This window comes from Pseudoalteromonas sp. S2893, from assembly GCF_005887105.1.
In the GTDB taxonomy this organism is placed as follows: Bacteria; Pseudomonadota; Gammaproteobacteria; order Enterobacterales; family Alteromonadaceae; genus Pseudoalteromonas; species Pseudoalteromonas atlantica.
This window is the reverse complement of the sequence record NZ_PNCY01000028.1, coordinates 37663-58419: the sequence shown is the minus strand read 5'-3', so window position 1 is coordinate 58419 and position 20757 is coordinate 37663. Positions and strand designations below refer to the sequence as shown.

Annotated in this window: 19 protein-coding genes; 1 reads left to right on the top strand and 18 read right to left on the bottom strand. The window is 41.1% G+C overall.

From position 1 onward, the window contains the following. Positions 1 to 422: 422 nt before the first annotated feature. Both CWC04_RS13255 and CWC04_RS13250 read right to left on the bottom strand, forming a co-directional pair. A complete protein-coding gene (locus CWC04_RS13255; RefSeq protein ID WP_138685639.1) occupies positions 423 to 2216 on the bottom strand; it encodes a choice-of-anchor I family protein in 1794 nt (597 codons plus the stop codon). A gap of 86 nt (positions 2217 to 2302) precedes the next feature. Continuing rightward, complete coding sequence (locus CWC04_RS13250) at positions 2303 to 3514, bottom strand: acyltransferase family protein (protein ID WP_138685638.1); 1212 nt, start codon at positions 3512 to 3514, stop codon at positions 2303 to 2305. A 141-nt stretch (positions 3515 to 3655) separates the two neighbouring features. Here CWC04_RS13250 and CWC04_RS13245 point away from each other — a divergent pair, with 141 nt between their 5' ends. Next, a complete protein-coding gene (locus CWC04_RS13245) occupies positions 3656 to 4498 on the top strand; it encodes a LytR/AlgR family response regulator transcription factor (RefSeq protein WP_138685637.1) in 843 nt (280 codons plus the stop codon). 28 nt (positions 4499 to 4526) lie between these two features. On the opposite strand, the gene glmU is transcribed toward CWC04_RS13245, so the two are convergent. The 16 genes from glmU to mnmE form a co-directional block, all read right to left on the bottom strand. Beyond that, a complete protein-coding gene (gene glmU / locus CWC04_RS13240; RefSeq protein ID WP_138685636.1) occupies positions 4527 to 5885 on the bottom strand; it encodes a bifunctional UDP-N-acetylglucosamine diphosphorylase/glucosamine-1-phosphate N-acetyltransferase GlmU in 1359 nt (452 codons plus the stop codon). 248 nt (positions 5886 to 6133) lie between these two features. Next, a complete protein-coding gene (locus tag CWC04_RS13235; RefSeq protein WP_004588077.1) occupies positions 6134 to 6556 on the bottom strand; it encodes a F0F1 ATP synthase subunit epsilon in 423 nt (140 codons plus the stop codon). A gap of 13 nt (positions 6557 to 6569) precedes the next feature. Further along, positions 6570 to 7955 carry a F0F1 ATP synthase subunit beta gene (atpD, locus tag CWC04_RS13230; protein WP_004588076.1) on the bottom strand — a complete coding sequence of 462 codons (1386 nt, stop codon included), beginning with the start codon at positions 7953 to 7955 and terminating at the stop codon, positions 6570 to 6572. Between the two features lie 33 nt (positions 7956 to 7988). Then, positions 7989 to 8849, bottom strand: a complete 861-nt coding sequence (gene atpG, locus CWC04_RS13225; protein ID WP_004588075.1) for a F0F1 ATP synthase subunit gamma — start codon at positions 8847 to 8849, stop codon at positions 7989 to 7991. A 60-nt stretch (positions 8850 to 8909) separates the two neighbouring features. After that, on the bottom strand, positions 8910 to 10451 hold the full coding sequence (gene atpA, locus CWC04_RS13220) for a F0F1 ATP synthase subunit alpha (RefSeq protein WP_004588074.1): 1542 nt from the start codon (positions 10449 to 10451) through the stop codon (positions 8910 to 8912). Positions 10452 to 10465: 14 nt separating this feature from the next. Further along, on the bottom strand, positions 10466 to 10999 hold the full coding sequence (atpH, locus tag CWC04_RS13215; RefSeq protein WP_004588073.1) for a F0F1 ATP synthase subunit delta: 534 nt from the start codon (positions 10997 to 10999) through the stop codon (positions 10466 to 10468). Positions 11000 to 11015: 16 nt separating this feature from the next. Further along, entirely contained in the window at positions 11016 to 11486 is a 471-nt protein-coding gene (atpF, locus tag CWC04_RS13210) for a F0F1 ATP synthase subunit B (protein WP_004588072.1), read from the bottom strand. Positions 11487 to 11528: 42 nt separating this feature from the next. Further along, positions 11529 to 11762 carry a F0F1 ATP synthase subunit C gene (gene atpE / locus CWC04_RS13205; protein ID WP_004588071.1) on the bottom strand — a complete coding sequence of 78 codons (234 nt, stop codon included), beginning with the start codon at positions 11760 to 11762 and terminating at the stop codon, positions 11529 to 11531. Positions 11763 to 11813: 51 nt separating this feature from the next. After that, positions 11814 to 12671 carry a F0F1 ATP synthase subunit A gene (gene atpB / locus CWC04_RS13200; protein WP_138685635.1) on the bottom strand — a complete coding sequence of 286 codons (858 nt, stop codon included), beginning with the start codon at positions 12669 to 12671 and terminating at the stop codon, positions 11814 to 11816. Between the two features lie 15 nt (positions 12672 to 12686). Next, on the bottom strand, positions 12687 to 13067 hold the full coding sequence (locus CWC04_RS13195) for an ATP synthase subunit I (protein ID WP_024032126.1): 381 nt from the start codon (positions 13065 to 13067) through the stop codon (positions 12687 to 12689). A gap of 142 nt (positions 13068 to 13209) precedes the next feature. Then, complete coding sequence (locus tag CWC04_RS13190; RefSeq protein WP_004588068.1) at positions 13210 to 14136, bottom strand: ParB/RepB/Spo0J family partition protein; 927 nt, start codon at positions 14134 to 14136, stop codon at positions 13210 to 13212. A gap of 20 nt (positions 14137 to 14156) precedes the next feature. Beyond that, positions 14157 to 14942 (bottom strand): ParA family protein, encoded by a 786-nt coding sequence (locus CWC04_RS13185; protein ID WP_004588067.1) that lies wholly within the window; start codon positions 14940 to 14942, stop codon positions 14157 to 14159. 14 nt (positions 14943 to 14956) lie between these two features. Then, positions 14957 to 15577 (bottom strand): 16S rRNA (guanine(527)-N(7))-methyltransferase RsmG, encoded by a 621-nt coding sequence (gene rsmG / locus CWC04_RS13180; RefSeq protein ID WP_004588066.1) that lies wholly within the window; start codon positions 15575 to 15577, stop codon positions 14957 to 14959. 15 nt (positions 15578 to 15592) lie between these two features. Then, positions 15593 to 17482 (bottom strand): tRNA uridine-5-carboxymethylaminomethyl(34) synthesis enzyme MnmG, encoded by a 1890-nt coding sequence (mnmG, locus tag CWC04_RS13175; RefSeq protein ID WP_054983815.1) that lies wholly within the window; start codon positions 17480 to 17482, stop codon positions 15593 to 15595. A 426-nt stretch (positions 17483 to 17908) separates the two neighbouring features. Further along, positions 17909 to 18358, bottom strand: a complete 450-nt coding sequence (mioC, locus tag CWC04_RS13170) for an FMN-binding protein MioC (RefSeq protein WP_138685634.1) — start codon at positions 18356 to 18358, stop codon at positions 17909 to 17911. Between the two features lie 902 nt (positions 18359 to 19260). Beyond that, positions 19261 to 20625: a tRNA uridine-5-carboxymethylaminomethyl(34) synthesis GTPase MnmE gene (mnmE, locus tag CWC04_RS13165; RefSeq protein WP_004588063.1), complete on the bottom strand. Its 1365-nt coding sequence runs from the start codon at positions 20623 to 20625 to the stop codon at positions 19261 to 19263. Positions 20626 to 20757 lie beyond the last annotated feature (132 nt).

The window sequence follows — 20757 nt, the reverse complement described above, 5'->3', positions numbered from 1 at the left end:
ACACTATCTGAACGAGTGCCCACACAGATGATTTCTATATAATGTTAAAGAACGTTTCGACGTTGTCGCTAGGGATGCGTATAATACATCCTTTATTTTTCGAGTCAACACTTAATTTTAAACTTTCTTTTTAGAAGATTTATAACCGAAGTTTTACTTAACTCTCTGAGCCGTTGTGCCTTGCTACGCTTCAGCGTTTCCCGTCTCAGTGGGGTCGCATTATAGGGAGATTCGAGCGGGGGTCAATGTTTTATTTCAGCTTTTTGACAAATAAATGAATTTAGTATGAAACGCATACAAATAAAGGCCTGCGGGCTGATTTTAGATTAAAAAACGCGCATGTTAAGTCGCTATTTTACAGCTAATATTTGCGCGTTAGAAAAAGCAGTACATTTAGTAATCGCTGTACTGCTTTGTTGGTTTTAATTTGCTGCAATTTGCCATACAGCTATAGAACCTGAGATCTCATTACCGATTATAAGCAGTGGCTCGCCTGTCGCACTTTGTTCGGCAGGTACAAATACCATGCCTTCGGGCGCAAGGTCGCCGGTTATATCTGCCCCTTCTATTACACCACGGTTATAAAAGTAATCTTCAAATTGCACATCGTAAGGGTTGGTAATATCGTAAACCATAATCCCGCCCATGCGCTCAAGACCTATAAAGGCAAAAGTGCGTTCGTCTATCGTACCTATTGTTAGCGCTTCGGGTTCTGCGCCTTTATCATCTGAGCGTGTGTCACCTTCGTTTTCATCTTCATTGTTATTAAAGGCTTCACCATGAACCGACGCGGTAATACGACCTATGTCATCGCCTGAGTCAAATACCACCAGCCCATTACTGTCCCAAATAGTAAATGAGCGTGCACCATAGGCATAAAGCGATTCGTATTGACCGTCGTCATTCGTATCACCTTTTACAGTGCTTACCTTCAAGCGGCCTATATCGTCATCGTCGTTATTTAAGTAGTCAAAATTAGCTGCAAGCGTTAAATCTTCAACGCGGCTTTCATCTATATAGGCAAGACAGCCATCATCTTCATCGTAATCTAGGCCGCCCTTTGCTGTGCAGTCTGCTTCATCTGTTACATCAAAGAAGTACTCGCGTGCATCACCTTCATTTGCCGATACTATAAAATTTGCGCCTTTCCAGCTAAAGCTTGAGATTGTATCTGGCTGATACATACCGTAAAGCCCTGGGTACGATTTAAAATTAACACCGCCGTCTTTATCTGATGCATCTATTTGTAAATCTGACCAGTCTTTAAAGCCTAGCGCTTTTAGCTCTACGCTATTATCTTCTAGGTTAATAATAGCGAGACCGTTATTTTCTTGAATTGATACGTAGGCATATTTGTTATCTTTAGAAATGCTGACGTACTCAGGCTCTAAATCCATAGCTACTGTCGTATTTATTACATTTCCGTTAATAGTGCGCCCTGTAGGGTTAGCAAACACAAATCCATCAGATTCAAGTTCAGCTTGCTGACTATTGTAAGTAGTAAAGCCAATATTAGTTGCCGTATCGGCTACTACACCTTCTACTATATTAATTATGCTTACAGAGCCTTCTGGGTCGATACTGTAATCGCCATTAGGTTCACCTTCATTGGCTACAACTACTTTTGTACCGTCGTGGTTAAAAGTCACCATGTCTGGTAAAAAGCCCGCTGGTACATTTTTTATGAATGCGGGTGCATCGCCGCTTATGTCGTAAAATGCAATTTGTCCCGCTTCGCCCACATTTTTAGCAGCCATAGCCACAGCTAGCATTTGGTTGTTTTCATCTATTGCTATGCTGTTGGCATCGCCTGGGGTGTTGTCGTTTAAGGTAAGGGTAATGGTTGATGTTAGGTTAGTTGCACTCACTATCCCTTCGTTATCTTGAACAAGGGCCGCCGTATCAAAGGTGTCGGCGGGTATAATATTAACAACGGCTTCATCACCAGAGCTGTTAATGGCGTAAATCCACTTTTTAGATGCTTGATATGCGACTATTTCGGCTGCACCTTCGGGGCTTTGGGCATTAAGTACAGCGCGGCCTACTAAACTTATATTTAACGCAGAGTTTGCATTGGTGCCGTTAGTACCATTTTGACCCGCTGTGCCTTGCTCCCCTTGGATACCTTGCGTGCCGTCTTGGCCGTCACCTCCATCTAGTGAGCAACCCGTTAATATTGATATGAGTGAAAGTGCTATAAGTGACCTTTTTAACATTGTTATTTTCCTTAGTGTGGTATTGAACAAAATAACAACACACAGGTATGACAAAGCTATGGCACTTTTAATAAAGCTTTTTTAACTTAAAAAACGAGTTTAAATGCTAAGGGGCACACAAGAATAAGGCTTACTGTATAACCTAATAATTTATAAGGCTGGGAATAGCTATTTTGAGTTTTAACACCTATTAAAGGCCTTAATATATCAATACGTGTCACTATTAATGTAATAACCACGCAAATACACCATGTACCAATAACAACCAAGAGTGGTTCAATAAAAGAACCTACCTCTAAAGGCTGCAAAACAAAACATAGGATTATGAGTACACTTTGGTGCAATAAATAAAAAGGAAACACCCAGCTATTAAATGTTTTTAAGTAATTAGTTTTAAAGTTTAAAAAATGCTGTGCGAGTGCAAGCATGGTAAGCACTCCCAGTACTCTTTGAATATTGTATATAGTAGTAAAGATATAACTAGGTAAATCAAATACGTTTTGGTAAGCCATTAATATGTATATACACAGCAGGGTAAAGCTTACACATAACACCCAAAAATAGTGTTTTAGGCTCGCCCAAAAATAATTATGTTTGGCTGACAAATACCCTATAAATAGAAATATAAAGCCGTTAGCCTCCCTTACAGCATCTCCTTCTAAGTAGTTATGTGTAAGCAACATGGCTATGACTAATAAGCTTACCAGTAATGGCTGGCTCACTTTACCTAGCTTGAATAAAGGCGTAAAAAAAGGGAGCTTCATGAATAGTGAAAATAAAATAATGATAAGCATGAACTGCCAAAGAGAGCGTAAATACCATAAATGATTTACGTCTACGTGCGGCCATACCCCAGACTGGTAATTAGCGAACATCTCATTATTAATATCTATAAACGCTAAGTAGAACTGCCAATACGTTATGTCTATTACGCTTTTTTGCGACATTTCTGCATACAACTGAAAGGGAACTATTAACCATAACCCCACCAGCAATGGTAGTAATATAAAAATAGAGCGATTTAAAACAAATAACGCATTTGATTTAACACCTCTCACTTTATCGAGCATAAAGCGAAGTGCTACTCCAGATATAAACCAAATCAGTAGCATTCTCCAAGGAGCAAACACCAACAAAAAATACTCTACGTAGTGAGATATATAAGTGCTTTTAAAGTGAAAGCCCCAGTTTTCGCTGTACAACATGCCAATGTGATAAAAAATAAGTACAGCAAACGCAATGACTCTCAGCCAATCAAGAAAGTAATGACGGTTTGTTACGTGTAATTGTTTATTCATGCTAAAACCAATGTATACCTATTGGTACTAGTAAAACTTAAACGACTCGCAAAAACTATTCATAAGTGCTTATATTACAGGCAATAGTGATAAACGGTGGTATTTAGGGATAAACTCACCACATAAATATAAGCACATACTATGAACCTACAACACTTTCAGCGTTTTCAAACCTTATACGCATCAGTATTACTGTGTGCTTACGTATTAATTAATAATACCGTAAATGCTACAACCCAAATTATGGAGGTAAAAAGATCAGGAGATTTAACATTTTTAATTTGGGAGCCATTTGTATGGGAGTATTCAAGCGCGCTAGGATCTTTGCTTATGTTTCCGGCTTTAATTTGGTTTTTGAATAACACACCTTTTAAATGGCATAAAATACCTACTTCATTGGGTATGTATGTTGGCGCTTCAATTATATTTAGCATGTTACATATTGCTATTATGGTAGGCAGTCGCAAGCTTGTATATTTAGCTTGGGGTCGCTCTTATGATTTTGGTTTGAGTTGGTTTGAATTAATATACGAATATCAAAAGGATGCTATAAGCTTTATATTTTTTATTACGCTCATAAAAGTATATCAATATGTCGTTCAGCAATTAATTGGGGAGGCATCTTCTATAGAAGAAAGCGAGCAACAAGCAACACCCACTCTAAATCGTTTGCTTGTAAAAAAGCATGGTAAAGAGTTTATTGTAAAAATAGACGATGTTGATTGGCTTGAATCATCGGGCAACTATGTAAACTTGTATATTGGCACGTCTATTTACCCTTTAAGAATGACCCTAACAGAACTAAGCAGGCAACTAGAAGAGAAAGGCTTTTGCAGAGTCCATCGCAGCCATGGCGTAAACCTTGATAGAATAGAGACTATTACACCGCTACCTAGTGGCGATAGTGAAATAAAACTTACTACAGGTAAGATGCTTAACTTGTCTAGGCGCTATAAAGAACAGTTTAAACTTCAACTGAAATAAAAAAGGCTACCTAAGTAGCCTTTTATAATTATTTTTTAACTGGCCGTTTCCAGCCTGTTAAATTACGCTGTTTAGAACGTGCTATTGCAAGCTGCTCATCTTCAACGGTACTGGTGATCACAGAGCCTGCACCTACAGTTGCTGTTTCACCAATGTGTACTGGGGCAACAAGTGATGAGTTAGAACCAATAAAGGCGTTATCACCAATAATGGTTTTTGCTTTATTAACTCCATCGTAGTTACAGGTAATAGTACCAGCGCCTATATTCACTTTTTCACCAATTTCAGCATCGCCTAAGTAACTTAAGTGATTTGCTTTAGAGCCTTTACCTAAGCGGGTTTTTTTCATCTCTACAAAGTTACCAATGTGCGAGTCTTCTTCCATTACCGCACCAGGGCGCAGGCGAGCATATGGGCCCAGCGTACATTTAGCCGCTACGCTTGCATCTTCAATTAGGGTATTCGCTTTTATTACAACATAATCGCCTATGGTACAGTTTTTAAGTACGCAGTTAGGGCCAATTTGTACGTTATTGCCTAGGGTTACATTACCTTCAAAAATAACGTTTATATCAATTAATACGTCTTCGCCTGTTTTAACATTGCCACGTACATCAATACGAGCAGGGTCGGCTAGGGTGGCACCATTTAACATTAACTCTTCTGCTTGCCATGCTTGATAAGCACGCTCTAGGCCTGCAAGTTGTACGCGGTTGTTTGCGCCTTCAACTTCCATTGCATGTTCGGGCTGTGCTGAGGTGATTTCTACACCTTCACTGTGCGCCATAGCAACAATATCTGTAAGGTAGTATTCGCCTTGCGCATTATTGTTAGATAGATTGCCTAACCATGTTTTTAAAAGCTTGCCGTTAACCGCCATAATGCCGGTGTTTACTTCGCTGATAAGTAGCTGCTCAGCGCTTGCATCTTTTTGCTCAATAATACCTACAAGCTTGCCCTCTTCTCGTAGCATACGGCCATAGCCATTTGGGTTAGCCAAGGTTACTGTGAGTACTGCTAAGCCATTTTGAGGGGTTGCAGCTAGTAAGCGCTCAAGTGTTGATTGCTTTGTAAGGGGTACATCGCCGTATAAAACAAGTACAGTGTCGTCATCATTAATATGAGGGCTTGCTTGTGCTACTGCGTGGCCAGTACCAAGTTGTTCTGCTTGCAGTACCCAGTTTACGTCGTTATCGGCAAGTTGTTGTTGTAATAGTTCGCCGCCATGCCCGTAAACTAAATTAGTGGTGGTTGCACCAAGTGCCTTTGCGTTATCTATAACATGCTGCACCATAGGTTTACCTGCCACTTTATGCAGTACTTTTGGTAGAGCAGAGCGCATACGAGTACCTTTACCCGCAGCAAGAATTACTGTTGTTAGAGCCATTAAAACAATTTCCTTTTTCCGTTGTTTTAGTGAGGAGTTAATGAAAGTAGCTTAACTAGATTACGCATGTCATTCCATGTATACATACTCAGCCGTATTATAAAAAATAATGGCTGAATCTATCATAAACAAACTATTCATAATAATTACACTTATTGTAACTAGCTTTGCTAACCGATATAAGTGTAAAGCCAAATTACAGGCACAAAAAAGCCCACATAACGTGGGCTTTTAAAAACCGGATAGGCTTACTTTTTACGTAATTGCTGAATTACGCGAAGTTGTGCAATAGCTTCTGCTAGTTGCATAGCTGCTTTTTGATAATCAAATTCAGCTGCTGACGCATTAGCCATTTGGCTTTCTGCGTCACGCTTAGCTTGCTCTGCGGCTTGCTCGTCTAGGTCTTCACCACGAACAGCTGTATCAGCAAGTACGGTTACTATGTTCGGTTGAACTTCTAGTGTACCGCCAGCAATGTAGATGAGTTCTTCTTCACCATGTTGCTTAACTAAACGTACCATACCAGGTTTAAGGGCAGTTAGTAGTGGGGCGTGACCGGCATTAACACCAAGCTCACCTTCACTACCAGATACTTGAATCGATTCAACTAGACCAGAGAACAAGCTCTGCTCTGCGCTTACTACGTCAAGATGTACAGTCATAGCTGCCATACTACCCTCCTAATTACATGCTTTTAGCTTTTTCTTGAGCTTCTTCGATAGAGCCAACCATGTAGAACGCTTGCTCTGGAAGGTCATCAAATTCACCGCTTAGAATGCCTTTAAAGCCAGCAATTGTGTCTTTTAGTGAAACGTATTTACCTGGCGCACCTGTAAATACCTCTGCCACGAAGAATGGCTGAGATAGGAAACGCTGGATTTTACGTGCACGAGATACAAGTTGCTTATCTTCGTCAGAAAGCTCGTCCATACCTAGGATAGCAATGATGTCTTTAAGTTCTTTGTAACGCTGAAGAACTGTTTGAACGCCACGTGCTGTATCGTAGTGCTCTTGACCAATTACTAATGGGTCAAGTTGACGTGAAGATGAATCAAGTGGGTCTACCGCTGGGTAGATACCAAGTGATGCGATATCACGTGAAAGTACGACTGTTGCATCTAAGTGAGCAAAGGTAGTTGCTGGAGATGGATCCGTTAAATCATCCGCAGGTACGTATACCGCTTGGATTGATGTAATTGAACCTGTCTTCGTTGAAGCGATACGCTCTTGAAGTACACCCATTTCTTCAGCAAGTGTAGGCTGGTAACCTACCGCTGATGGCATACGACCAAGAAGTGCAGATACTTCTGTACCAGCAAGCGTGTAACGGTAGATGTTATCTACGAAGAAAAGTACATCGCGACCTTCGTCACGGAACTTCTCAGCCATAGTAAGACCAGTTAACGCTACGCGTAAACGGTTACCAGGAGGCTCGTTCATCTGACCGTATACAAGCGATACTTTATCAAGTACGTTTGAATCGTTCATCTCATGGTAGAAATCGTTACCCTCACGAGTACGCTCACCAACACCTGCGAATACTGAGTAGCCGCTGTGCTCGATTGCGATGTTACGGATAAGTTCCATCATGTTTACGGTTTTACCTACACCGGCACCACCGAATAAACCAACTTTACCACCTTTAGCAAATGGACATACAAGGTCGATTACCTTGATACCAGTTTCTAAAAGTTCTACTGAACTTGATTGCTCTTCGTATGAAGGCGCTGCACGGTGAATAGACATACGGTCTTCTTCGCCGATTGGGCCAGCTTCATCGATTGGCTCACCAAGTACGTTCATGATACGACCAAGCGTTGCTTTACCAACTGGAACTTGAATCGCTTCACCTGTATTTTCTACCGCTGCGCCACGACGTAAACCGTCAGTAGTACCTAGTGCGATAGTACGAACAACACCGCCACCTAGCTGTTGTTGAACTTCTAAAGTCAAACCAGCTAAATCGCCATCTGTTACTTTTAGCGCGTCATATACGGCTGGCACGTTGTCTTGAGAAAACTCAATATCCACAACGGCACCGATAATTTGGACGACCTTACCTAAACTCATGTCTATTCCTCTCGTTAATCTTTGCCTGAAGCATTAAACTGCGGCTGAACCAGAAACAATCTCACTAATTTCTTGTGTGATTGCCGCTTGGCGGGCCTTGTTATAAACAAGCTGTAACTCATCCATAAGGTCGCCGGCATTATCTGTTGCAGCTTTCATTGCAACCATACGGGCAGCCTGTTCAGAGGCAGCGTTCTCAACCACACCTTGGTATACCTGAGACTCAACAAAGCGTACAAGCAAAGACTCTAATATAGCGTCTGGGCCTGGCTCGTATAAGTAGTCCCATGTGTGGGCAGATACTTCTTCTTCAGCTTTTGGCAAAGGGAGTAACTGGTCAATTGTTGGTTCTTGCTTCATGGTATTAACGAAGTTGTTATATACCAGGAATAAACGGTCAATTTTACCTTCAGAGAATGCATCTAGCATAATTTTTACAGGACCAATTACGTCTTGTACTGAAGGCTTATCTCCAAGGCCTGCTTTTTTAGCAAGCACTTGACCGCCAAAACGTTGAAAGAAACTAGCAGCTTTGCTACCTAAAGTTGCAAACTCAGCGTCCACACCTTTTTCTTTCCACGCTTTAATGTCTAATGCAACTTTTTTAAACTCATTTGAGTTTAAGCCGCCACATAGACCACGGTCTGTAGAGATAACAATATAACCAACTCGTTTTACTTCACGTTCTTCTAAGAACGGGTGAGTAAAATCAAGATTTGCTTGAGCAACACGACCAATTACTTTGCGTAATTTGTCAGCGTATGGACGGCTTGAAGCCACTCGTTCTTGCGCCTTTTTCATTTTAGACGCAGCAACCATTTCCATTGCGCTAGTGATCTTTTGAGTATTTTTAATACTCCCGATCTTGCTTTTAATCTCTTTTCCGCTGGCCATGACTCTCTCTCCGAATCAAGGTGTGCTTTAGTAAACTAAAGCGCACCATTAATAACTAAATTACCAAGTTTGCGTAGACTTGAACTTCTCAAGAAGTTCTTTAAGCTGCGCTTCGATCTCGGCGTTGTAGTTACCAGTTTCATTGATTTGAGCCACAAGCTCTGCGTATGTGCTACTTGCATAAGAAAGTAAAGCTGCTTCGAAATCCATAATTTTAGAGATTTCGATATCTTTAAGATAACCTTTCTCAGCTGCAAATAACGACAAAGACATTTCAGCAACAGACATTGGTGCGTACTGTTTCTGCTTCATTAGCTCTGTTACACGCTCACCATGCTCAAGTTGAGCACGAGTTGCATCATCAAGGTCAGACGCGAACTGCGAGAACGCAGCTAATTCACGGTACTGAGCTAGGGCTAGACGGATACCGCCACCTAGTTTCTTAACGATTTTAGTTTGTGCAGCACCACCAACACGCGATACCGAGATACCAGCATTTACTGCCGGACGGATACCTGAGTTGAATAAGTCAGTTTCTAAGAAGATCTGACCATCGGTGATAGAGATAACGTTTGTCGGTACGAACGCAGAAACGTCGCCGCCTTGAGTTTCAATGATTGGCAATGCCGTCAATGAACCAGTTTGTCCTTTCACTTCACCATTAGTGAACTTTTCAACGTAATCAGCGTTTACACGCGATGCACGCTCTAAAAGACGCGAGTGAAGGTAGAATACGTCACCTGGGTATGCTTCACGACCTGGTGGACGCTTAAGTAGTAATGAGATTTGACGGTAAGCAACAGCTTGCTTAGATAAATCATCATATACGATTAATGCGTTTTCACCACGGTCACGGAAGTATTCACCCATAGTACAGCCCGAGAACGGTGCTAAGTACTGAAGTGCCGCAGACTCAGAAGCAGATGCTACAACTACGATAGTATTTGCAAGTGCACCGTGCTCTTCTAATTTACGTACTACGTTAGCAATAGTAGATGCTTTTTGGCCAACCGCTACGTACACACACTTAACGCCTGTGTTCTTTTGGTTGATGATTGCATCGATTGCTAGTGCAGTTTTACCTGTTTGGCGGTCACCGATTACAAGCTCACGCTGACCACGACCAACTGGAATCATCGCATCAATAGATTTGTAACCAGTTTGAACTGGCTCATCTACAGATTGACGTTCGATTACACCTGGTGCAATTTTTTCTACAGGTTCAAAACCGTCGTTATCTAAAGCGCCTTTACCGTCGATAGGAGCACCTAGTGTGTTTACAACACGACCAAGTAAGCCAGCACCAACAGGAACTTCTAAGATACGTCCAGTTGTGTATACTTTTACGCCTTCAGTAAGGTCAGCGTAAGGACCCATAACTACTGCACCAATTGAGTCACGCTCAAGGTTTAGTGCGATAGCATAACGGTTGCCTGGAAGCTCAATCATCTCACCTTGCATACAGTCAGCTAGACCGTGGATGCGGATGATACCGTCAGTAACAGATACGATAGTACCTTCGTTACGAGCTTCACTTACAACTTCGAACTGCTCAATACGTTGTTTGATCAGATCTGAAATTTCAGTGGAATTAAGTTGCATGCTCTTTTTCCCAATTACGATTGTAGTGTTGTGGCTAAGCGGTTTAATTTACCGCGTACTGAGCCGTCGATTACAGTGTCACCCGCCTTAATAATAAGGCCGCCAACAACTGCAGCGTCTTCACTACAATTCAGCTTAACTTTGCGTGCGAAACGTTTTTCAAGTGTCGCTACCAATGACTCTTGCTGCGCTGCAGCAAGAGGGGTTGCCGAAATCACATCTACGTCGATTTCTTTGTCATACTCTGCTTTAAACGCAGCGAATAACTGAGCAACCTCAGGCAGTGCAATCAAACGTCCATTTTCAGCCATCACCTTAACTAGGTTCTGACCTTGTTCGTTGAGCTGCTCAGCACATAAGTTAATAAATAACTCAGCTTGTGCAGTAGCAGTAGGCAATCCAGCTAGAATGGCTGATGCTTGTTCATTGCTGGCAACTTCGCCTGCAAAAAACAACATGTCATTCCAGCTTTCAATCGTGCCTTTTTCAACGGCAAGTTCAAAAGCCGCTTTAGCGTATGGGCGAGCGATAGTAGTCAATTCAGACATGCTCATACCCTCCTAATTACAGCTCAGCGACAAGTTTTTCAACGATGTCACTATGTGCGGCTTGATTGATTTCACGCTCTAAAATTCTTTCAGCGCCAACCACTGCCAGAGTTGCTACTTGCTTACGTAGCTCTTCTGTTACACGGTTACGCTCTGATTCAATTTCAGAGTGCCCTTGAGCAATAATTTTTTCACGCTCTTCTTGTCCACGAACAGTTTCTTCGTCAACAATAAGCACGGCACGCTTTTTAGCTTGTTCAATGATATCAGCCGCTTGAGCTTTTGCATCTTTAAGCTGTTCTGCAGCTTTTTGTTGCGCAAGTTCTAAGTCTTTTTCGGCTCTATCAGAGGCAGCTAAACCATCTTCAATTTTCTTCTGGCGAGACTCAATTGCATCATTAAGTGGTGGCCATACATATTTCATACAAAATAGTACAAACACCGTAAACGCAATTAATTCACCGATAAGAGTGGCTGTTATGTTCACGACCGCTCCTCCTTAAAATAGTAAGCTGTTCAAAAAATAAAATTAAAGTACGAACAGGATTACCATTGCGATACCAACACCGATCATTGCTACCGCATCGATTAGACCAGCTAGGATGAACATCTTAACTTGTAATGAAGGTGCAAGTTCAGGCTGACGCGCACATGCTTCTAGGAATTTACCACCCATGTTACCGAAGCCGATAGCAGTACCGATTGCACCGAAGCCGATAAGTAAAGCAACTGCGATGTACTTAAGACCTAATACTAGTTCCATTTTTTTCTCCAAAGTTTCAATTGTTAAAGTTAAATATAAAAAGTGTATAAATTAGTGATTGTCTGAACTTGCCATGCTTAGGTAAACAATGGTTAGCATCATAAATACGAATGCTTGTAACACGATTACTAAGATATGGAATACAGCCCAAACAAAGTGCAACGGAAGTTGCATTAAACCAACTGCGCCGATAAGTATGAATATCAATTCACCAGCGTATAAGTTACCGAATAAACGCAGTGCTAACGAGAAAGGCTTAGACACTAGAGCGATTGTTTCTAGTAATAAATTACAAGGAATTAAGAAAATCATAGCCACTTTGCTATTAGAGCTAAACGGGTGAAGTGTAAGCTCTTTAATGAAGCCACCAACCCCTTTAATTTTAATAGAGTAACCAATCATCAGAATAAACACGCCCAGTGCTAATGCAGCGGTTAAGTTTATGTCTGTGGTAGGTACAATTTTCATGTAAACGTCGTGTGAGTCCATGCCAAAGGCTTGTTCACCAACTAAACCAGCAAGTGCAGGTAAGAAATCAACTGGGATTAAGTCCATTAAGTTCATTAAGAACACCCAAACAAAAATTGTTAAGGCTAATGGAGCAATTAATTTGCTTTTACCGTGGTAAGTGTCACGTACGTTGTCACCAACGAACTCAACAATCATTTCAATAAAACATTGAAATTTACCCGGTACTCCGGTGTGTGCTTTCTTTGCGGCGCTTCGGAAGGTCCATAAAAATAATAGACCAAGTCCGATTGACCATGCGAGGGTATCTATATTCCATGTCCAGAAACCACTGTCTGCACACGCTTTGTTGAAGGCAAGACCTGAGTCGGTCATACACATCTTAGCGTTTGTTAAGTGATGCTGGATATGGCTTGATATAGTAACTTCTTCTGCAGCCATGTTATATCCCAAAAGTTAATGTTTAAAAAAAACGGGTGCAAACAATCCAGTAAAGAGCACAAATACGTAAACACAAAAAAACGGCACTAAAACGACCGTGGTTGACTTGAGTATCAGTGCAAACAATACGATTGTTAGCATAAATTTTAATCCGTTACCGCGTTTTAACGAGGTATACGCTTGATTTGCTTTGCTTGCACCCATATATCTGAATGCATAAAGCGCAAATACTAGGTGGGGAAGTATTGCTACGCTGCTACCGGCAAGTGCTGATACGCTGGCGTTTACTCCCCAACCAACAAAAATAATTACTGCAGCTACAAGTGCTACGATACCCTGAAGACAAATTAATTTAAATGCGGCAAGCCTATAAGGTCTTGCTAACTTATTAGTCACGTTTAGTTAACCTTTATGGCGTTCTAATTGTTAGGGTGTGAAAACTGGCGAAATTATACTTAATCCTACCAGTTTTGCAACTTGAGTAGACGCTTTGTAACACAAAATAGCTACAAATGTCTCTTATCGGACATGTAAAATTTTAATGGTCGGTATTGCTGTGATTTATACGATTTAAAATGCCATCAAGCTCATCTAAATTGGTATAAGAAATAACCAACTTACCTTTGCCTTTCGCGTTATAATTTATTTCTACTTTAGCCCCTAAGTTGTCGGCTAATTTTTGCTCTAAACGCTTAACATCTGGGTCTTTTTCTGGTGCTTCTTTAGCAGCAACCGGCTCTAAAATTGAGCGTACTAACTTTTCAGTTTCGCGAACAGTTAGCGCTTTAGCTACGGCTAATCTTGCAGCGTCAGATTGTGCTTCACCTTCAAGTGCTAATAAACAGCGTGCGTGGCCCATTTCTATGTCGCCATGCTCTAACAGAATTTTAACATCACTATTTAAATTGTTTAATCGTAGTAAATTGGTCACGGTAGTGCGCGATTTACCCACCGCATCGGCAACTTGCTGGTGCGTTAATTCAAATTCATTCAATAATCTGTTTAAAGCGATAGCTTCTTCCATTGCGTTTAAATCTTCACGCTGAATATTTTCTATCAGCGCAATAGCAACGGCGGCTTCATCTGGCACATCTTTTACAATACAAGGTACGCTTTCAAGCTTTGCTATTTGTGCAGCACGCCAACGGCGCTCACCGGCTATTATTTCAAAGCTATTTTCTGCAACTGGGCGCACCACAATTGGCTGAATAATGCCTTGAGAGCGGATAGAGCTTGCTAACTCCTCAAGCGCTTCTTCAGACATATCTTTACGAGGCTGGTATTTTCCTGAGTGTAAAAACTCAATAGGCAGCTTTTGCAATTCATTCGCAACGGGCTGTGCTGCAGTTTGTACAGCTTCAGTCACATTTACTGTGTCTTGTTCCTTGCTTGAGCTCGGCGCTGGTTTTGATGAACTTAAAAGGGCATCGAGTCCTCGGCCTAAACCTCGTTTTTTAGCAGACATGTTATTTTTTTACCTTAAAGTTAGGCGACTACCGGCGCTGTTTTTTCTTTTCTGCGTAGCATTTCGCCCGCAAGTGCTAAGTAGGCTTTTGCGCCACTTGATGCGCGGTCGTAGTACATTGCTGGTGCACCAAAACTAGGTGCCTCGGCAAGACGCACATTACGTGGGATCACGGTGCGGTATACTTTATCGCCAAAATGTTGTTTTAATTGTTCTGATACATCATTTGCTAATCGATTGCGCGGATCGTACATAGTACGAAGAATGCCTTCAATTTGTAAGTTAGGGTTAACTAACTTTGCAAGTTGCGTAATAGTGTCCATTAATGCGGTTAACCCTTCAAGCGCATAATATTCACATTGCATAGGTACTAAAATAGAATCAGCAGCAGCCATGGCGTTTACTGTTAACATATTTAGTGAAGGCGGGCAGTCGATAAAAATAAATTCGTATTTATCTTGTATTTTTTCAAGCGCATTACGAAGGCGTACTTCGCGTGCAAACAATTCCATTAATTTTACTTCGGCTGCGGTTACATCGCCGTTGGCCGCTATCATATGATACTCACCCGAGGTTTCGGTGATTATCACCTCATCCATAGGTTTTTCTTCAATGAGTAAATCGTAAATGGTGGCGACATCGCCGTATTTGTCTACACCGCTACCCATCGTAGCGTTGCCTTGGGGGTCGAGATCTATTAACAGCACTTTACGCTTCGTTGCAGCCATAGATGCAGCGAGATTAACAGCCGTTGTTGTTTTACCAACGCCGCCTTTTTGATTTGCTAATGCGATGACTTTTGCCACTATGTCTCTGATCCCTAGTCTTTAGAAAGAATAATTAAATGTCGTTGTGCATCAAGTTCAGGCACTACTAGCGAGATTTTATCTTCAAATTTTACACCCTCAGGAAGCGATTCTAGCTCTTCACTAGGAAACACACCTTTAAGCGCTATAAATTTGCCTGAGTGATCAATTAAGTGTGAACACCAATCAACCATATCTTGCAGTGAAGCAAACGCACGACTTAGTACGCCATCTAATTTAACACTTGGTTGATATTCTTCAACTCTTGACTGCACAGGGGTGACATTATTTAGCCCGAGCTCGTGTTTAACTTGCATTAAAAAGCGAACACGTTTACCTAAGCTATCAAGCAATACAAATTGCGTATCAGGTAGTGCAATAGCTAATACAATACCTGGTAAGCCAGGACCTGTGCCTACATCAATATAATGATGACCGGGTAAATGAGGTGCAACAACTAAGCTATCCATAATGTGCTTAATCATCATTTCTTCTGGTAAGCGTACAGACGTTAAATTATACGCTTTGTTCCATTTGTTTAGTAACTCAACGTATTTAACTAATTGCTGTTGTTGTTTTTCGGTTAGCGCAATATCAGTTTGCGCTAACAATGTTGTTAATTGTTGCTGTAACACAGTTTACCTTTACCATTACGCAGTTTTGCGTAATAAGCCTTGCTTCTTCAGATACACTAATAATAGCGAAATCGCCGCTGGGGTGATACCAGAAATACGAGAAGCTTGGCCAATAGTGTCTGGACGCGCATCCGTTAACTTAGCAACTACCTCGTTTGATAAACCCGATACCGTTGAGTAATCGAACTCTTTAGGCAAAATGGTTTCTTCATGACGAAGCTGTTTATTGATCTCATCTTGCTGGCGCGCAATGTAGCCTGCGTATTTAGTATGGATCTCAACTTGTTCAAGTGCAGCTTGGTTTGTAAACTCAGATCCAAGCCCATCAATAGCCATTAAATCGTCGTAACGAATTTCTGGACGACGAAGTAGATCCTCTAAACTTGCTTCACGAGTAAGCGGTGTTTTTAATAAGGCGTTTACTTGATCAACCACAGCATGATCTTTATGGATCCAGGTTTCTTTAATACGCTGTTTCTCTTTTTCGATCACTTCCATTTTTTCGTTAAATGCCTGCCAGCGCTCATCGTTAACTAAACCAAGTTCACGGCCTTTTTCTGTTAAGCGAATATCAGCGTTATCTTCACGCAATAATAAACGGTATTCCGCACGGCTAGTAAACATACGGTAAGGTTCTTTTGTACCAAGCGTTGCTAAGTCGTCTATCAGTACGCCCACGTACGCTTCATCACGACGTGGAGTCCATGCATCTTTGCCTTGTACTTGTAAAGCGGCGTTCATGCCGGCTATTAAACCTTGTGCACCGGCTTCTTCGTAACCAGTAGTACCATTTATTTGGCCTGCAAAAAATAATCCGTCTATAAACTTGGTTTCTAATGACTGTTTTAAATCACGTGGGTCAAAGAAATCATATTCAATAGCATAACCAGGACGACAAATATGTGCGTTTTCAAAACCATCTATCGATTGCACAATTTGTAACTGCACATCAAAAGGTAAGCTGGTTGAAATACCGTTAGGGTAAAGCTCGTACGATGTTAAACCTTCAGGCTCTACAAATATTTGGTGCTTGTCTTTATCAGCAAAGCGCACAATTTTATCTTCTATTGAAGGGCAGTAACGTGGTCCTATACCTTCAATTACGCCAGAGTACATAGGCGAGCGATGTAAATTGTTACGAATAACCTCATGGGTTTTTTCGTTTGTGTAGGTGATATAGCACGGTATTTGCTGTGGGTGATCGCTTTGTTTACCAATAAACGAAAATACCGGTGTAGGCGCATCACCTGGTTGTTCTTGCATCTTGCTAAAATCAACTGTACGGGCATCAATACGTGGTGGAGTACCTGTTTTTAAACGGTCTACTCTAAAAGGTAATTCACGTAAACGATCAGCAAGTGCAATTGAAGGGGGATCGCCTGCACGACCACCTTTAAAATTCTCTAAACCAATATGTATTTGGCCACCTAAGAAAGTACCTACGGTTAATACAACACTAGGTGCGCTAAAACGTAGTCCCATTTGGGTTACTACGCCAACAACTTTGTCGTTTTCAACGATAAGATCATCACACGATTGTTGAAATATTTTTAGGTTTTCCTGGTTTTGTAATGTGTTTTGAATTGCTGCTTTGTATAAAGCGCGATCAGCTTGTGCTCGAGTTGCACGAACAGCAGGTCCCTTTGAAGAATTTAAGGTACGAAATTGAATACCGCCTTTATCAATAGCCTGTGCCATAGCACCGCCTAGCGCATCAATTTCTTTAACCAAATGACCTTTGCCTATGCCACCAATTGCAGGGTTGCAAGACATTTGACCAAGTGTATCCATATTATGAGTTAGCAGCAGGGTATTCATCCCCATACGTGCAGCAGCCAATGAGGCTTCAGTGCCTGCATGTCCACCACCTACTACGATAACGTCAAACTTTTCGTGAAAAATCATTAATGGGATCCTACTTAATCAAACCAGTAAACTTCAAAAGGGAGCGTATTCTACCTAGAAATTAGCAGAAGATAAATGATTAAACAGTGGGCAAGATCTAAGTCACTGATCACTTATAATATAAAGGATCTTTTAAAGAGATCTTTTAATACTATTACTACTAGTGATCGGGTTTTCTGTTGATAAGCTCTATTTATTCATTTAAAACATAAAATTAGATCAGATCTAAAGGTGTTAATATGATCGGATCATCAGGCAAATAAGCTCTGATCAAAAAGGGGGTTTATACACAGCCCAATATCGATTGGATCTTATCCCATGGATAAGCATGCTTAAAAACGCAGTTTGATCAGCGGTTATCCACAAAAGCTATTAAATTATTAGTAAATTGTGGGTAACTTTGTTTATGCATTTTAATCGATCACATTACTTTAATTGTGTTTTCTCTATCCACGAGTCTAACCACTCTAGGGCGGTATCTTCGGGTAATACCTCATCAAGAATATTTAGTTCAAGCCTTGGTGCTATGCATGTTGCGCCTTTGCTGGCCATTAAACTATTTATATTACGCCCAGCAAGGTTATAGGTGTCGTAGCTGGTATCGCCTAAGCCAATGACTGAATATTTAATTGCAGATAAGTCACTTTGCTGATTTAGCTGCTCAATAAATGGTAAAAGGTTGTCGGGGTAATCGCCCGCGCCATAGGTCGATGTGCATATAAGCCAGATTGTATTGTGTTGATCAATATCAGATAAATTAGGTTGATCATGTAGTTCAGCACTTATACCTTGGTTATTTAACTCATCACATAGTTGTTCTGCTACATATTCTGCAGATCCCATTTGACTACCAACGATTATATTTACAGAACTCATATTTAAACTGATCACACATTACTTATTTGCCCGCTATGATAACTGAGTTAGGCTTGCAGTAAAGAAAACCTTTGTAATTTTGTATAACTATTTTTGAGTTGTTTTTACTCTTTGCTGTAATCGCTTGTATAAGTTATTGAATATTAATGAATTAACAAAAACTATTTAAATGTAATCTTCTGATCAAGTTGTTGATAAGGTTGGGGAAAGCTCTGCTTAACTAGTATGCTTTGTAGATCGAAATAAAGCTAAGTCATTGATTTTTTATTATAAGTGAGGCCACCAGCCCACGTTTTTATATAGCTAAGCTGTTGTTGATCATAATGTGGATAGTAATCTTGTTGATAACTTAAAAAGGCGATCAAAAATAATTTTTAAAAACGATCCGATTAAGCAGATCTGCCCTAAAAAAGTGAAAAATAAGTGTAATAAACCACGCTTTTTTATAGATCGTGACGGTTTAAGCTTATAAATGTGCCGCTATTCTTGTTTTATTAGCCATAAAGTAGGCGATTGTGGATAACCTTTTTTAATTAGTCTTATTATTTTTCAAGTTCAGCGAGGAGTTTTGCTGGTGGATCAATTAAAAACGAGGGCGTTGACCTTAATAGTACCGATTACTTTTGCTTATAAATTCACACACCGTAGTTAAAACGATCTACTTAAGGATACTTTTTAGCGTCATATTGGTACTTTTTTAAGCTATGTAGAGCGCCAATTACGCGCTTAACGTGGTGTTTTTTATACTGTGAGAGATTAAAGAGGTGAGTTGAATACGCTAAAATCAGGCGCGTTTTTATTCAATTTTAGCCCCATTTTAGCTTTTTAAATTTTTATACCGGGCATAAAAAAGGGCACTAATGTGCCCTAAAGTAAGTGTTATTTTATGCTGCTTTAGCGAGTTATTTACCAATACAGAACGAGCTAAATATTTTGCCTAGTAGGTCGTCTGAGGTAAATTCACCGGTTATTTCGTTTAAGTACTGCTGCGTTAAGCGTAGCTCTTCGGCTAATATTTCACCGGCGACGTGCATTTCTAACTGCGTTTTACCAGTATCTAAGTGATAGGCCGCATGTTCAAGTGCATCTAAATGGCGGCGGCGCGCCATAAATCCACCTTCTGTTGCGCCCTGAAAGCCAATACAAGCTTTTAAGTGGTCGCGTACAAGCTCAATACCTTGCGCATTTTTAGCGCTTAAACTAATTACTGGGTATTGTTGGTTTTCATCCATACCTACTGCATCGCCCGATAAATCGGCTTTATTTCTGATAACGGTAACACCCATACCTTGCGGTAATTTTGCCATAAACTCAGGCCAAATTGCGTGTGGGTCGGTGTCGGTGGTGTCGGTGCCATCAAGCATAAACAACACGCGGTCAGCTTGGTTTATTTCATCCCACGCGCGCTCTATACCTATTTGTTCAACGCGGTCTGGGCTTTCACGTAGGCCTGCGGTATCGATAATATGCAGTGGCATGCCATCAATATGAATGTGCTCACGTAGTACGTCGCGAGTAGTACCGGCTATTTCGGTTACTATAGCGGCTTCGCGGCCTGCTAGGGCATTAAGTAGGCTTGATTTACCCGCATTAGGGCGCCCTGCGATAACAACGCGCATACCTTCGCGCATAATACTGCCTTGCTTAGCTTGGCTCGTTACTGTGTGTAATTGACTGATGATGGCATCTAAATCGCCCGATACTTTGCCATCGGATAAAAAATCAATTTCCTCATCAGGGAAGTCAATGGCTGCCTCTACATACATACGTAAATGAATAACTTTTTCTACTAGGGTTTCAATGTGTTTAGAAAATTCACCTTGTAGCGATTGTAGGGCGCTTTTAGCTGCTTGCTCTGAGGTTGCATTAATTAAATCGCTAATAGCCTCTGCTTGGGTTAAATCAAGCTTGTCGTTCATAAAGGCGCGCTCAGAAAACTCACCAGGCTTAGCTAAGCGAACGCCTTCTATTTGGCTAATTTCTTTTAATAGCATGTCGAGTACAACTGGGCCGCCGTGACCTTGCAGTTCAAGTACGTCTTCGCCGGTAAATGAGTTTGGGCCTGCAAAATAAATAGCGATACCTTGGTCGAGTTGCTCGCCGCTTAAACTTTTAAAAGGAACGTAGTCGGCATAGCGAAGCTTAGGTACTTTACCTATTATTTTTTCGGCCACGCTTTTAGCAAGGCTGCCAGAAACCCGAATTATACCTACGCCACCACGCCCAGGGGCGGTCGCTTGTGCTGCAATTGTGTCTTGATTGATCATGCTATTTATTTGCCAACGAGAGTAACTTTAATGGCGCTATTGTAACCTATGCATTTATTGGTAGCGAATAGCTGTGGTAAAAAATAGGCAATAAAAAAGGCGACCTAAGTCGCCTTTATATGAGTAGCCGTT